This is a genomic window from Chloroflexia bacterium SDU3-3 (assembly GCA_009268125.1).
GTDB lineage: Bacteria > Chloroflexota > Chloroflexia > Chloroflexales > Roseiflexaceae > SDU3-3.
Genome location: WBOU01000034.1, coordinates 1 through 15201, shown reverse-complemented (window position 1 = coordinate 15201; position 15201 = coordinate 1). Strand labels below are relative to the sequence as shown.

Annotated in this window: 12 protein-coding genes; 4 read left to right on the top strand and 8 right to left on the bottom strand. The window is 60.9% G+C overall.

Annotated elements, in window-relative coordinates:
- Window positions 1-151: 151 nt before the first annotated feature.
- From F8S13_27285 to F8S13_27275, 3 genes are all read right to left on the bottom strand, one after another.
- Window positions 152-1435 (bottom strand): HAMP domain-containing histidine kinase, encoded by a 1284-nt coding sequence (locus F8S13_27285; GenBank protein ID KAB8139662.1) that lies wholly within the window; start codon window positions 1433-1435, stop codon window positions 152-154.
- Window positions 1436-1511: 76 nt separating this feature from the next.
- A complete protein-coding gene (gene amaP / locus F8S13_27280) occupies window positions 1512-2186 on the bottom strand; it encodes an alkaline shock response membrane anchor protein AmaP (protein KAB8139661.1) in 675 nt (224 codons plus the stop codon).
- A gap of 26 nt (window positions 2187-2212) precedes the next feature.
- Window positions 2213-2644, bottom strand: a complete 432-nt coding sequence (locus F8S13_27275; protein KAB8139663.1) for an Asp23/Gls24 family envelope stress response protein — start codon at window positions 2642-2644, stop codon at window positions 2213-2215.
- An 821-nt stretch (window positions 2645-3465) separates the two neighbouring features.
- On the opposite strand from F8S13_27275, the gene F8S13_27270 reads away from it, so the two are divergent.
- The 4 genes from F8S13_27270 to F8S13_27255 all read left to right on the top strand — a co-directional run bounded on the left by F8S13_27270 (window position 3466) and on the right by F8S13_27255 (window position 6567).
- Window positions 3466-3690 carry a hypothetical protein gene (locus tag F8S13_27270; protein ID KAB8139660.1) on the top strand — a complete coding sequence of 75 codons (225 nt, stop codon included), beginning with the start codon at window positions 3466-3468 and terminating at the stop codon, window positions 3688-3690.
- Window positions 3691-3923: 233 nt separating this feature from the next.
- On the top strand, window positions 3924-4364 hold the full coding sequence (locus F8S13_27265; protein ID KAB8139659.1) for a hypothetical protein: 441 nt from the start codon (window positions 3924-3926) through the stop codon (window positions 4362-4364).
- Window positions 4361-6061: an AAA family ATPase gene (locus tag F8S13_27260; protein ID KAB8139658.1), complete on the top strand. Its 1701-nt coding sequence runs from the start codon at window positions 4361-4363 to the stop codon at window positions 6059-6061. Before F8S13_27265 ends, F8S13_27260 begins: the two co-directional genes overlap by 4 nt.
- A 206-nt stretch (window positions 6062-6267) precedes the next feature.
- Window positions 6268-6567, top strand: a complete 300-nt coding sequence (locus F8S13_27255) for a hypothetical protein (GenBank protein KAB8139657.1) — start codon at window positions 6268-6270, stop codon at window positions 6565-6567.
- A 612-nt stretch (window positions 6568-7179) separates the two neighbouring features.
- Here F8S13_27255 and mgtA read toward each other — a convergent pair.
- From mgtA to F8S13_27230, 5 genes are all read right to left on the bottom strand, one after another.
- Window positions 7180-9738, bottom strand: coding sequence for a magnesium-translocating P-type ATPase (mgtA, locus tag F8S13_27250; protein KAB8139656.1), 2559 nt, complete (start codon window positions 9736-9738; stop codon window positions 7180-7182).
- 36 nt (window positions 9739-9774) lie between these two features.
- A complete protein-coding gene (locus F8S13_27245) occupies window positions 9775-11703 on the bottom strand; it encodes a heavy metal translocating P-type ATPase (GenBank protein KAB8139655.1) in 1929 nt (642 codons plus the stop codon).
- Between the two features lie 89 nt (window positions 11704-11792).
- Complete coding sequence (locus F8S13_27240) at window positions 11793-12062, bottom strand: hypothetical protein (GenBank protein KAB8139654.1); 270 nt, start codon at window positions 12060-12062, stop codon at window positions 11793-11795.
- 622 nt (window positions 12063-12684) lie between these two features.
- Window positions 12685-12948, bottom strand: coding sequence for an ester cyclase (locus F8S13_27235; GenBank protein ID KAB8139653.1), 264 nt, complete (start codon window positions 12946-12948; stop codon window positions 12685-12687).
- A gap of 280 nt (window positions 12949-13228) precedes the next feature.
- A complete protein-coding gene (locus F8S13_27230; protein ID KAB8139652.1) occupies window positions 13229-13513 on the bottom strand; it encodes a hypothetical protein in 285 nt (94 codons plus the stop codon).
- Window positions 13514-15201: the final 1688 nt, after the last annotated feature.

Below are 15201 nucleotides of genomic sequence, written 5' to 3'. Positions count from 1 at the left end.
ACGGGGCGACAGCGCACGGACTCGACCCACATTCTCGCCACGGTTCGGAGCCTTCATCGCCTAGGAGCGCGCGAAGCACCCGGCGGGCGCTCCTAGGCATCGGGCAAAAGCAACCGATTGTAGCCATAATATGCTGGCCACCCGCGCCAGCTTACCGGATCGGTAGCGTCAGTGTCACCGTGGTACCCTGCCCCACCGCGCTCTCAACCCAGATCTGCCCTCCATGGGCCTCTACGATCAGGCGGCTGCTGTACAGGCCCAGGCCATGCCCTGTGATCTTATCCACATCCTTTGCCCGATAGCCCGACTCAAAGGCATGTAGCAGTTCATCAGGTGCCATGCCGATACCCTGGTCGGTCACGCGGATCTGCGCCTCCGCCGCCTGCTGGCGCACCTGGATATGAACCATCTGCTCAGGTGACGAGAATTTCAGCGCGTTGGTGAGAAGATTCACCAGCACCCGGCTGATCTGTAGCTGGTTGATCGTGATAGGGAGCGTTGGCGGCGCATCAAGCACGATGCGGTCCCGCTGGTCGGGCTGCACCGTCTGGTCGATCATCTGCTGGACAATCAGCGCAAGATCTGTGGGCGTCTGGATGCCAACATCGATCTGCGGGGTAGTTTGGCCGTGATCGAGGATGTCCTGGATCATCGCATTCATGCGAAGGCCGCTCTCAAGCATCATCTGGGCGTGGCCGATCTCGCGGGTGAGGCCATGAGGTTCTAGCCGCCGCACCAGGAGCTGGGCGTACCCCATCATCACGCTGAGCGGCGCGCGAAGATCGTGGGAGACCAGGGCCAGATACTCCTCGCGCAGCTGCCGCAGCTGCTGCGCCTGGGTCATATCGCGAACGCTAATAACGGCACCAACCACCTGGCCATCCATCCTCATCGGCGCGGCGGAATACGCGATGGCGAACACCCCGCCGTCGCGCCGTCGTAGTTGCGCCTCATCCTGCCGCTGCACCTCCCCCGTGCGAAGCACCGCAAGCACCGATGCTATACCCTCGCCAGCATGGTCCGATGCTGGCGTAGAGGCAGTATCCAGAAAGATTATTTCCAGCGATCTCCCCTGAAGATCGGCCATCCGCCAGCCAGCCAGCTGCTCGGCTGCCGGGTTAAGGTAGATACACTGGCCAGCCATGTCGATGACGTAGACCCCCTCGCCAAGGCTGGTCATGATGGTGGTGGTGAAATCGATCTGGAGGCGCAGCTGCTCCGCATCATTTTGCTGGCAAAGGCCAGCAACGAGCAGCTGCGCGTTCACCTCTTGCAGGTCGTGAAGTTGCTGCTGAGGATCCCTCGTGTCCACAAGGGCCACAGGTTTGGAAGATCCTATCATGTGGGTTCTCCGCGGTGGGTACCATTGTTGGAACCCGATACGATGAGGAAAAGGGGAAGGAATAAAAGAGGAAGGGTGCGAGACATGCGCCAACTACATAGTATGGCAGCATGTCTCGGGTCAGAATCGCTAGGCAGGGCCATGATCCCAAGCGCCCATGCCGCCTACCTTATCGTACCATACGATGGCTGGCGCGTGGAAGCCGCAGCGGGGGCGTGTGGGCAATCGGTTCGCTCTGCACGTGGATGTGTATCTTGATCACGCGCATCCCAATATGGTGCTCAACCGCCTGTTTCAGATCGCGCTGAAGCTCGCTGGTTACGACGGGGAGAAGCGCGTTGGGCGCGAGCGTGATCGCACACTGGATGTGCAGTCCCTCAGGGAGCAGCTGGATCTGCGGCTCGAGCTGGAGCACCTGGGGGTGCTGTGCCGCCGTATAGGCGATCAGCCGACGGATGCTCTCGATCTGTACGCTCACCTGCCCCACGGCATCATCCCGGATGATCAGGGGCTGTGCCTGCGCCCTCGGGCGCAGCTCATACCACCCGATCAGCAGGCCGATCCCAAGGATGGCCAACATCCCCAGGGCGATCAGTGCCTGCTGGGGCATTTCCAAGCCGTTTAAGCCTGCCAGCCAAGTAGAGAGGGCCGTCTCGCGCAGAAGCGAGGGGAGAATCTGCGCTGGGGAAAGCATGCCAAACGTGATCAGAGTGATAACGATGGCCCCCGCGCAGATGAGCAGATCAAGCAGCAGGATGATGATACGATTGAGGTAATTCATGGCAACTCCCAGGGTATCGCTATGGGTCGATAGACATGCGCGTTTTGGCAGGCGGTGGGCCATAGCCAGCCATGGCCCACCGCCGCCCCTTAAGCAACCCGCGGCGCGGTGCGCGCTGCTTCTGGGGCGGCGTGCGTATCCTCAGGGAAGTAGAGATCGACCACATCGATATTGACCTCGGTGACGATCAGCCCGGTCATTTCCTGCATGCGTCCGATGATATTCTTGCGCACGGCCTGCGCTACATCGGGGATGCTCGCGCCATAGACCGTGATGAGCTTCAGGTCGACAGCGGCCTCGCGCTGACCGACCTCAACGCTGACGCCCCGCTCGCTGGCATCCTCACCCGTCACGCGCTGGGCGAGGCCAGACAGCGCATCCCCCGCCCCACTGCCGACAAGCGCGTGGACACCCTCCACTTCGCGGGCGGCGATACCGGCGATCTTGGCCACCACATTGGTCGCGATGGCGGTCGCACCGGTATCGGTCATTGCGACCGGGCCGGGGTTTACTGGCGGCATGGCGCTGACAGTGGCAAACGAATTCGTATCAGTGCCCTGATCTACATCATGATTGCTGCTATGCAGCTCATGGGAAACAGTTGGTGTCATATTCATGTTCCTGTTCGGTAGCGCGCAAGATCGAAGATCGGACGCAGCACCAGATATATGTGTTCGAGGTGACATCACGCCCGGAAAGCGAACGGTTTGTGCCTTCGGGTGGGGCATATCGCGCCCGAGGGTATGGGTGGAGAAATGGGGTGGGTTCTGATCCAGCGAGTGGGCTGCCAAGGGAGTGCGTCAACGCGCTGCGCTGCCTTTCTCAGCTTCTGTGCAGATGACAAGGCCCATCGTGTGGGAGGTATTGGTGTACCCTCGGCTCTGTGCTGCCGAACAGAACGCGGGAATATAGCATCGACACGATCTACACCTCGTATGCACCATAATCCTACGGTTGGCGCGCATCGCTGCGATGATATGGCAACGGTGATGATCCCGTGTGTCCATAGCATAAGAAAGAAAAGAGTGATTGTTATAGAGGAGGTGTGGGTGATGCTATAAACAATAGTATATCCTATATGTATATACAAGTCAAGCACTATGTATGGAGGCAAGTTAAAAGGTGCAACAGCATGGGCAAGCTCATGAGCACACAATGGCTCATCTCTTATTGCTCGGGCTACTGGCATCATATTAGCGCATCAGAAAAGAGCGAGAATCAGCATCCCAGAGTCTGCGGACACCCTGTGCGACTAGTGATCGCCTGCATTTTGGCATACCAATGATAATGGGTGTATACTCTAAGAGGAAAACATTTCTGTATATACATCAGCGGAGGGCACATGAAGATCTCACGGCGTACATCGAATGGAAAAAGCGGACATCTCCTGATCTCCATCCCTGCGAGCCGCGTTCTAGAGGTGGAGTCCGCGCTCCGATTCCTCACATCCAAACGCCAGCAGGCCGGATCGCAGGTAATCCTCGACCTCATCATTCGCGCAGCCCTACGCAACGGCTGGGATCCCGCCACCCTTGCCAAGGAGCGCGAGCCATCATCGATGGACTAGCCTCATTGTCGGCCCCGGCCAGCGCGCAATCACGCCCCACAAGGCGGCGGCGAAGAAGACAGCCCATTATATCGCCTCGCTTTTAAGCGCAGAGGTGGTATACTAAGCTGCTTACCCCCTACAATCGTCACAAGCGATATCGGCTGAGCACGGACCCAGCGGTCTCGTCAGGTCCCAGATCCTCCTCGTCGTGCGTACGGCCGGAGCATCCTATCAATCATGAGGAGCGGCATATGCGCGGGACAAATCCAGCCCCGGATCCCGATGCGCTGGCCTACTGGCTTCTCCTGTCGGCAGGGGGAGCACCCGATTCGCGTGAGGATACCCTGATGGCTGCCGTCCACATCTATGATCAGCTCCGCACACACCTTTCAATTTTCCTCGGAACATCAGGGTTCGATAGCCTGTGGGCGCGGTCGCTCTACCTGCTGTACCGCACCATCGCCTGGGATACCGAACCGCCGGTTGCTGCCACACCACATCAGCTGGATCTCCTGATCGCACCAGGAACAGTGGCCGAAGCCGCCATGCGAAGCCACGCCTTGGTGAGCCAGTTTCTCTCCTTGCTGTTTACCTTTATTGGTGCGGATCTCGGTTTCCGACTGCTGCAACAGCGCTGGCCTGCGCTGCCAGTGCCGCTCGCATATGCGAAGGGCGAGGAGTTGTCGCAATGAATACGCCCCCATCTCCACAGCGGGTTCCAATCACCTTTTTGCCGACAGGGGTTCCTGGCCTTGACACGGTGCTTGGCGGCGGGCTCCCCGAGTTCTCCTTTAACCTGATCAGCGGCACGCCTGGAGCGGGAAAAACGACGTTTGCCCACCAGATCATGTTTGCCAACGCCGGGCCAGAGCGCCCAGCCATCTACTTCACGGTGATGGGCGAGCCGCCCATAAAGATGCTCCGCTACCAGCAGCAGATGGCCTTCTTTGATATCGCGAAGGTTGGCGCGAGCGTGCAGTTTGTCGATCTGAGCGCGCTGCTCTTTGAGGCTGGGCTTGACGCCGTACTTGCGCGGATTCTTGGCCATGTGGAAGCAGTGGCCCCCAGACTTGTGGTGGTCGACTCCTTCCAGGCGATCGTGCGGGCGGTCACCACCAGCGCGGTGCAGTCGTCGGATCTGCTCAGCTTCACGCAGCGCCTCGCCATGCACCTGACAAGCTGGCAGGCCACCACCTTCCTGGTCGGCGAATACCATGACCATGAGCTGCAGACCAACCCGGTGCTCACCATCGCCGATGGGATCTTCACGCTCTCGCAGCAGGTCGAGCGGAACTCGGTAGTGCGAAAGCTCCAGGTGGTCAAGTCGCGGGGGCACGCGGCTGCCCCTGGCCTGCACACGCTTCATATCACTGCGGAGGGGTTACATGTCTACCCACGGCTGCGCAGCTCGCATCCGGCAGATGCCCCGCAGCCGCGTGCCGCGCTGGAGCGAGGGTGCAGCGGGGTGCCCGGGCTAGATGCCTTGCTCGGGGGCGGGATACCTGCTGGCGATGCGATGCTGATCAGCGGCCCTTCTGGGGTGGGGAAATCGGTCCTAGTGGCGCAGATCATCGCCGCCGGAGCGGCCCAGGGCGAGCCAGGGGTGATCGCCATGTTCGAGGAGCACCAGCACGACTATATGCGTCGGGCGGCAAGCCTGGGGATCGACCTTGCCGCCCTGGAGCGCCAGGGTATGCTCCGGCTGGTCTCGATCCGCCCCCTCGACCTCTCGCCCGACGAAGCGCTTGCCACGATCCATGCGGCGGTGCAGCAGATCGGCGCAAAACGAGTGGCAATCGACTCCATCTCGGGGTTCGAGCTAGCGCTCGCCCCCAGCTTCCGCATGGATTTTCGCGAGTCGCTGTATCGGATGGTCGGCGCGCTGACCGAGACGGGGATTGTGGTGCTGATGACCATGGAGATCACGCAGAACACAACAGACCTGCGGCTCAGCCCTTATGTCATCTCCTTCCTAACCGATGATATCCTGCTGCTGCGCTATGTGGAGATTGCCGGGCGGCTGCATAAGAGCATGGTGGTGGTGAAGATGCGCAACAGCGCCCACAGCACCGATGTATATCGCTACGAGATCACCGACCAGGGCGTGATTGTGCGCGAGACGCTGCACGACTACCACGCCAGCGCCAGCCGGTTGGGTGTCGTGCGCGAAGAGGTCTACCCAGGGCTGGTCGATACCGAGCGCCTGGTCCTTCGAGCGGTGCTTGAGCAGCACGGCAGCACAGCAGCAGATCTGGCGGAGCGCACCGGCGTGACCGGGAGCGCGCTCGCCGCCGCGCTGGAGCGGCTGATCGCCCTCACCTACATCCGCCCGTTGCCAGATGTACTCGGACCGCACTATCAGCCTGTGGTCACGCAGCGTACAGTCTAGGTGAACAATGCTAGGGTATCCCTCTTTGGCTGGTGGCCCACCGGCACACATGCGCATGCATGCCGGTGGGCCTCTGTACCCGCAACGCGATGATGTCATCAAGTACTAACTCCAGCACCTGATTAGCTAACACTTTTCCTAACTGGGTCTGGTTTGAAAGGGTGAAGCGAAAACGAGCAGGTCAGCATACCACCACTGAGAACCCGATGGAGAAAACGCCAGCCCAGTTGGAAGATGCTGAGGTGCCGCTTGGCGCTCGGATCAATCATCCGACGCTGATCCTCCTTCAGGACGGTTTCGCCCAACTCGTAGACCCACAACACCGCAACCGCAAGCGCCAGCAACAAGGCATCCAGCCGTTTGGGGTCGGTGAGCCGCGAGTGGTCCAGATCAAACCCACCGCTTTTGTCATCGCGGAAGCGCTCCTCAAGGTGCATCCGCTTGAGATAGTGGCGCAGGACCCAGCCATCAGCATGGGGTCTCAACAGCATGTGAACAGACCGTGACGCTAAGGAACTCTGTCACAAGCGAACTCACCAGTGCAGTCCACGACCACTCGATACGATAACCAACGATTGGTCGTAGCTACGAGGCGAAGCACGTAGGGGTTGCGCCGACATAGAGGCTATCGGCGAATTCAGGTGAACGATCATGGCACATGTAGGCCTGTGAGGAGGAGTGGAACGAAAACACACGCTTCCGCCTTTTTTCACCATGTTTGCTCGGATGGATCTACGTCATCGTTTCACGGCGTCTCGCGAAAACGGCCTTTTCTGCGATGCCTCCCTCGTCGTTTTCCTCGCCGCTGTGGACATCATCTCTCAAAACCGTTGTATGCCTCACGCCGCATGCGTTTTGAGAGAACCCTCCAAGGGAGGGCGTAGCTGTATGGTTCGATCCGTATCCAGGGGTACCGATCGCTGTGATGGCGGCGGGCTACGCCTGCTGGGCCTTATGGCTGCTCGGGCGTACCCATGCGACGCAGGCGGCGGAAGCCGGTCACCATCCGCCGCCTGCCCCAGCGGCAATGCATCATCAAGCGCGGCTGGGATAGCCTCCAGACCGCCCGCACGCGGTGCCATGCCCGTGATTGGCCTGCCCATGGCACTGCGTGCGCCTTAGTGCGGGAGCACGGGCGACCTGTCAGATGGACCAAGCGGTGCAATCCATCGGTAGAAGAGATATTTGACCCCTTCAGCTGTCACGAGGTAGAGCACTAGGATTCCACCGAGTATGGCGAGAAAGAGCGGCGGCAGCGCGCTGAACCCAAAGAAGACCGCAAGCGGCGTATAGGGCATGATAAGGGTGAGGATGTCTACCGCCGCCGTGGTGAGCAGCAGCATTGCGCCGGGGCGGCTACGGTAGCTCGGGCCACTTGTGCGGATGACCAACACGATCAGCGATGCGGAGATGATCGATTCCACAAACCAGCCTGCGCGGAACTGCTCGGGGGTTGCGTGCAAAAAGATAATCAGCACACCGAAGGTGAGGAAGTCGAACAGCGAGCTGACCAGGCCAAACGTCACCATAAAGTTGCGGATAAAGCGCATGTCCCAGCGGCGGGGGCGCAACACGGCGTCCTGGTCGACGGAGTCCGTTGCGATCGCGGTTTCGGGCAGATCGGTGAGGAGATTGGCCAGCAGAATCTGCTTGGGCAGGAGCGGCAGAAATGGTAGGAGGAGCGAGGCCCCTGCGAGGCTCACCATGTTGCCGAAATTAGCGCTGGTGGCCATAAACACATACTTGAGCGTATTGGCGAAGGTGATGCGCCCCTGGCGGACGCCCTCCAGCAGCACGCCAAGATCGCGCTCCAGCAGCACCATATCGGCGGCATCGCGGGCCACATCGACCGCGCTCTCGACCGAGATGCCCACATCGGCGGCGTGGAGCGCCGAGGCGTCGTTGATACCATCGCCCAGGTAGCCCACCACATGGCCCGCCCGCTGGAGCGCCAGGATGATCTGCTCCTTCTGATTGGGCTCGATCTCTGCAAACATGTGGATGCTGCTGACCTTGGTCGTCAGGGCCGCGCTGCTCATCGTGCGGAGATCGTCCCCGGTGAGGAGTGCCGATGGCGACAGCCCGACCTGCTGGCCCACGTGGGCGGCCACCACGCGGGCGTCCCCGGTGATGATCTTGAGCGAGACGCCGAGCTGGGCAAGATCGCGGATCGTTGTGGCGATGCCGGGCTTCGGTGGGTCGGCGAGCACTACAAAGCCCACAAAAATCATTGCCGTTTCTGCTGCCTTGTTGATGGCGGTGGTATCACCCATCGCGCGGTAGGCCACGCCTAGCGTGCGAAACCCGCGCTCGCTCAGTTCGGTGAAGCGCGCCAGAATCTGCGGGCGCAGCGTGTCCAGCGCCACCGGCGACCCATCCCCTCGCTCCGCCTGATCGCAGACGTCGAGCACATGATGGAGCGCCCCCTTGGTTATCATCAGCGCGCGATGCTCATGCGCAACGAGGATGCTGAGCCGCTTGCGGAGGAAGTCGTAGGGGATCTCGTCAAGCTTGTGGTAGGGCGTCTGGTCAAAGGGGCGATCTTGGCGGATCGCATCATCGATCGGGTTGGTATAGCCCGATTGGTAGGTCGCATTCAGCGCAGCGTAGCGCGCGACGGTCTCGCTCGGTAGGCCATCTATATCGATGATCGCCTCGATATGGACCTTCCCCTCGGTGAGCGTGCCGGTCTTGTCGGCGCAGAGCACATCCATGCTCCCTAGATTTTCGATTGAGGCAAGCCGCTTCACAATGACCTTCTGCGCTGCCATCTGCCGCGCCCCATGCGCGAGGTTGATGCTGATAATGGCCGGAAGCAGCTGGGGCGTGAGGCCCACCGCCAGCGCGAGCGAGAACAGGAACGAGTCAAGCACCGGGCGCATGAGATAGACGTTCACCGCGAACACGATCACGATCAGCACCATGGTCACTTCGAGCAAGAATGCGCCAAAGCGGCGGACGCCGCGCTCGAACTCTGTCTCATCGGGGTGGCGCTGAAGACGGGCGGCAATGCTGCCAAACTCGGTGGTATGGCCTGTATGCACCACTAGGGCGCGGGCGGTGCCGCTCACCACATGCGTCCCCATGAACAGCACGTTGGTCCGACCGCCGAGCGCGGCGGCGGCGGCAATCACGCCGCTGTGTTTCTCGACCGGGTAGGTCTCGCCGGTGAGCGCCGCCTCATCGACAAACAGATCATCTCCCTCAAGCAGCAGGCAATCGCCGGGGATGGTTGCGCCCGCAGCCAGCAGCGCCAGGTCGCCCGGTACGACATCGGCAACTGGCACCTGCACGCTGTTGCCATCACGCTGAAGGGTTGCCTTGACCGATACGACGGCAAGCAGCTTGGCCAGCGCCGCGTCGGAACGATATTCCTGCCAGAAGCTGAGCAGGCTACTGATCGCAACGATAGTGAGAATGATGACCGCGTTCGTGCGGTCGTTCAGAAAAAACGAAAGCGTGGCTGCCCCGATCAAGATCAGGGTGATCGGACTCTGAAACTGTTTGAGCATGAGGTCGAGGCCGCTGAGACGGCGCGCGGTCTCCAGCGTGTTCGCCCCATAGCGCGCATAGGCGTGCTGCGCTTGCGCGTGGGACAGCCCCTGCTCGGTACTGCCAAGCTGCCGCAGCACCTCATCCGTGGCTAGGCTCCAGAAGAGCGGGATCGGTTGTTCCATCGTAGGCCTCTTGTTCGGGGCGGACGCACCCGGCGCTCACCCCATATCGCTGATCACCCGTGGCGGAAAGGCCGCTCGCAGGGCGTTGAGGACGGCAAGCACATCGATGACCTCTTGGCTGATCGCCCCGCCCACGGGACTCAGGTGGCCGGTCGCGGCGATGAGCATGCCTACCATGCTGAGCGCCATGCCGCCGATTGCGCTCTGAAGCGCGATAGTGCGCATGCGCCGACCAATGTGGAAGAACTCATCGACTTTCTCAAGCGCGTTGTCCATGATCACAACCCCCGCAGCCTCGGCGGTCACATCGCTGTTCTGGCCGATCGCAATCCCAACAGTTGCGGCGAGCATCGCGGGCGCATCATTGATGCCATCGCCCACATAGAGCGTTTTGGCGTGGGCGGTCTCCTCGCGCACAATACGGAGTTTTTCCTCGGGACTCTGCTGCGCATAGATCGTGCTGATACCGACCTGCGCAGCGAGATAGCGCACCTCGGCCTCACGGTCGCCTGACACAATCATGACCCGCTGCATGTGATGCTTGGGGCCAAGGTGCCGGATAAACGAGCGGCTATCCGCGCGCGGCGTATCGCGAAACTGGAGGGTCGACACATAGCGCTGATCAATGGCGACCACACACTCAAGGCCATCACCGGACGGTGGGATGCCCGCTGCCCCCGGGATCTGCTGGGCGATCAGCCGCTGGCGGCTGGTCACGAGGACCTGATGCCCAGCGACGCTGCCCCGAAGCCCCTGCCCAGGCTGCTCGCTGACCTCCTCGGCGTTGGGGATGGTTATCTGGGCCTCCTGCGCGGCGGACACAATGGCGCGCGCCAGCGGATGCTTGGAGTAGGTCTCAAGTCCAGCGACCAGCGCGAGAACCTGCTCCTTTGTCCAGCCCGGCTCAACGAGATGATCGGTGAGCGCGGGGACGCCATAGGTCAGCGTGCCGGTCTTATCAAAGATCGCCGTGCGGCATGTGGTGATCTGCTCCAGCACTGCGGGGCGCTTCACGATGATCGCGCGGCGGGCGCAGCGCGATATCGAGCCGATAATCGCGACCGGGATGGCGATCAGTAGCGGGCAGGGCGTCGCGATCACCAGCACCGCCAGGAAGCGCCCCGCATCGCTGGAGAGCACCCCCGCAAGCCCGGCAACCGCCAGCGCTACCGGCGTGTAGATCAGGCCGAGCGCATCGCCAAGCCGACGGATCTGCGGGCGCGTCGCCTCCGACTCCCGCATCACATCCATAATCTTCGCGTAGCGCGAGTCGGCGGGCCGCTTCATCACACGGATGGTGAGCGCCGCCTCGCCATTGATCGCGCCCGAGAGCACGGATGAGCCGGAGGTCTTCGCGATCTGAAATGGCTCGCCGGTGAGATAGGACTCGTCCATGACGCCGTGGCCGGAGAGCACCACCCCATCCGCAGGGCAGATATCGTGCGGGTAGATGACCAGCGTGTCTTGGATGGCGACCTGCTCAAGGGTGATATCGCTGATCGTGCCGCTCGTGCTCCGATGGGCGACCGCTGGCATCCGTTTCGCGAGCGCGGCCAGCACCGAGGATGCGCTCGCGAGCGCGTACTGCTCAAGCGCCTCGCCGCCTGCGAGCATCACGATCACGATCACACCGGCGAGATACTCGCCGAGCAGCAGGGAGGCCAAGATGGCGATCCCCGCCAGAACATCGGAGCCGATCTCGCGCCGCCACAGCTTACGCGCCAGCGCAACGAGGAGCGGGAGACCGCCAACCGCAAAGGCCGCAAACAGCGGCACCTGCGCAATCCGCTCGGGCATCCCCCACGCGAAGCGTAGAAGCACAAACAGCACGATTGCGGCGGTCGCGAAAATGGTGATGCCGATCGTCTGATAGTTCCCCAAAACGGCAAGCCAGCGCCAAACGGATGCACCTGGCGTGTCCGATGCGGGGGTGGATGGAGGCGGGGTGGCGTGGGTGTGGCTCATATGCGTGTCTTTCATACCGTGTACTGATGCGGGGGCACATAGTGATGTGGTGCCGATTCAGCCCCGCAGCCCTAGCGGGCGCATCGGCATCACGATAGCCTGCGTTCGATATCAAGCGCGCCGTGGGAGACAAAGGGCGGCAGGGCGGTGAGCGCCTCTTTTGTGCAGCGGAGGTGGAGGTGCGCTGCTGTGCCCTCCTCGACCAGCTCGACCGGGACCAGGCGCTCCGTTTCCACAAACCCGAGCTCGCGCACGACCAGGTGGGTGATATGTTTCTGGGTGGGGTCTAGGATGATCGCCATCATGTACCCACAAAGGCCATCAGCGCACAGGACGACGCCATCAAAGGGAGGCTTCATACCAGCGCTCCTCTGTCGCATCTCAGAACCCATCCGGGGACATCCCGAATGGGTGGTCATTGCCGCAGGCATCCCTTATTCCGCCCGAGGTCGTCGCTCATCGCGTCGTGATGTTGGCGGGGTGCTCAAGGTCGGAGCACGCGGTACCGCCGCAGCGCGCTGCGGGGTCGGGCTGGCCGCACCCGATCTGCCAGGGTGGTCGGGTGCGCTGGGGATGAGGTACCGCCTCCACCATCATCTTCCCAACGGTCCTGCGCATCATCTCGCCTTGCGCTGCGCTCGGTCTGGTCCTGCCGCCGGATGAGCGCTTCATCATGTGGCTGTCTGGTCATAGGTAGCTCCTTGCGCTCCAGGCTGGCGCGCATCCGCACCGCCCGAATGAAGCGACCGATGCCCCCAGCGTACTCCTGAATCGGCATAAAGCCCGGTGGTACGCAGCGCGTATGCCCCATGCGGCAGCGCTGTGGCCGTGCCCCACGCCGCACACCAGCGCAGTGCCCGATGCGAAGAGGCGCAAGAGGAGCGGTCGTCCTGAGTTTTATGAAAAAAAGGAGTAGGGTGAGGGTGAGAGGGTGTGGTGGTGTCGTTATGCTAGAGAGTATAGGCGGGTTGTAATAGCAAGTCAAGGAGCAATCTTCAGCTGGCTCATGAGGTCGAACGTGTCGGCATTGAGCCAGTATTCGACAATCAGACGGTCAGAGATGCGCACGATGTCGGTGCCGTGGAAGGTGATGGGCGTGCCCACCGGTGCTCCCGTGTTGGGAATGCCACCGCCGTAGTGACCGCGTGCAATCCAGCGCAGCACGATGTGGTTGCCGTCGACGAGGGGGCCAACGTCGATGGAGAACACGAGGTCCGACATGAGCGATCGTATCTGCGTGATCATGGGGTCTCAACAGCATGTGAACAGAACGTGACGCTATGGTGGCGGCAGTGAGCATCCTCACCCTGCGCTCTAAGACCTTTTGTAGTCTTCTTTGGGTTCAGCGCACTGCCGCCGCTCTTTCTCGTCATACTCGGTATGATCCTGGGATGCTCCCTCATGACGGTTAAAGGTATCAACCCGCTCTTCTCCCAATGGATTGCACTGCTTGGGCCGTTTGACGGCTCGCCCGTGCTCCCTCGGTCGGTAGCGCTCTCTCGCTCGCGCGCCGACCGTGTGCCCCTCACGAAGGGGACAGGCGCGGAAGCCGATGTGGATTAATCGCGAGCGTGTCGAGGATATTGGCAACCGCGCTTTGCCCAGGGCCCCAGATCTCTATCTCGCCGATCGCATAGTGTGGCGGCTGCACCAAAAGCACGGTTGTGGACGCGTAGTGCAATACATGGGTAATGGTTGTACCATGGGGTGTCCGCAAGAGCGGATCGTAGGTATAACCATGCGCGAGCAGGGCTTGCTCTACGATCGGCAGCAGACCAGTGGTACAGATATAGTGCGTAAAGTGTGGCATGGTTCGTCTTTCTGGAGCGCTCCAGAGCGTTGTATAGCACCGATCAGCGGGATCGCCACGCATCATCGCGTTGCGGGGGCACAGAGGCCCACCAGCAGGCATGCGCATGTGCGCTGGTGGGCTTTCAGCCAAGGTGAGACACCCTCAGACAGCGCAGCGCTCCCTCCACCGCATTGTGCACCTAGAGCGTACGCTGATCCCAAACGATGTGGGCGTGAGTGAGTGGTGTCTGTCTGCGTTGGTGGTCAAGGTGTTGAGCAAGATGCTCAAGATGTCAGGGTAAGTATCCCTAGTATACCACGGCGGCTCCTGCTGTGCGGAAGACGCGAGCGATAGCGGCGCAACCGCTCGGCGTGTGTGCACTTGGTACTGTCGTGCTGGTAGATCGTCATGGAGGGTTTACATCACCTCGCAAAACGGTGAAAGATACAGGAACGGATACATGTGCAGGGGCTCACGGAGGCGAAAAGAGGGCGTTTTGAGGGATTTTTGCATAATCCCTCAAAACGGTAAAATACACGGTATCGGTTATTCTTGCCTTTTCCGTGGTGCCGAGCAAAATGAATGATGCAGCACCCTCTACAGGGGGGGCAGCCGTTACACGTCTTCGTTTATTTCCTATTATTACACGTATCTCGGCTCAACCCCTAATAGACCCTTTTTACACGATACCGATTAATGCGCTCTAGAGCACAAATGTTGGGTATGGGCCTCTTTGCGCATCTCGGCATATTGGTGGCAAATCAAATTCCCCTTCGTGCTTTCCCATCTTCGTGGTTATTCGTTCCCTTTGTTCCGTGGTGTCTTGAAGTCTTGGTGGTGAAGAATCTGCGGTCTGGTGAGAACGCATAGGCCCTAAGAAGACGGCCCATTCTCTCACTTTTGAGCACAGAGGCGGTATACTAAGCCGCTTATCCCCTACAATTGTCACAAGCGATATCGGCTGAGCACTGACCCAGCGGTCTCATCAGACCCCAGATCCTCCTCGTTGTGTGCACGGCTGGAGCAACCTATCAAACGTGAGGATCGGCATATACGCGAGACAAACCCAGCCCCAGATCCCGATGCGCTGGCCCACTGGTTTCTCCTATTATATATAGCTGCCTCCCTGTTTTCGCGTCTTTGTGGTATTCGTTTCCTTCTTTCTTGTCCTCTTGGTGGTAAAAGAATCTCCGGTCTGCCGAGAACACAGAGCCCCTAGGTGATGGCATTCGTATTCCGCACAGCGAGAGACGCCGTGGTATACTAGGGTTGCACACCCTGGCACATTGAGCATCTTGCTCAACACCCTCACCCCAGCGCTGAGACACCCGCCCTCCCGCTCCCCCACGCAGCGTGGGTCGCCGACGTCACTCCTGCATCCGAACGGTCTTGTACGCCCTGCTCTCTGCGGCAAACCGTCGCATCGCGGGGACGTGCTCTCGCACCGATCTCGCCAGATACCATGCGCATGCTGGTATTTCTTTCCAGGGCCGCCCTCTCAGGGTTGCCCGCGCCCGCGTGCGCCCTACCGGCTGTGGGCGCGGGCGCTTGGGTTCCCTTGTAGCCGAGAAAGGCCCCGATGACACAACAGTTGCTCTTTCATGATCAGGCCCGCGCATCGCTCAAGCATGGCGTGGACCGTGTGGCCGACGCGGTGAAACTCACCCTTGGTCCTCGTGGGCGCGCTGTTGCGCTTGCCATGGACG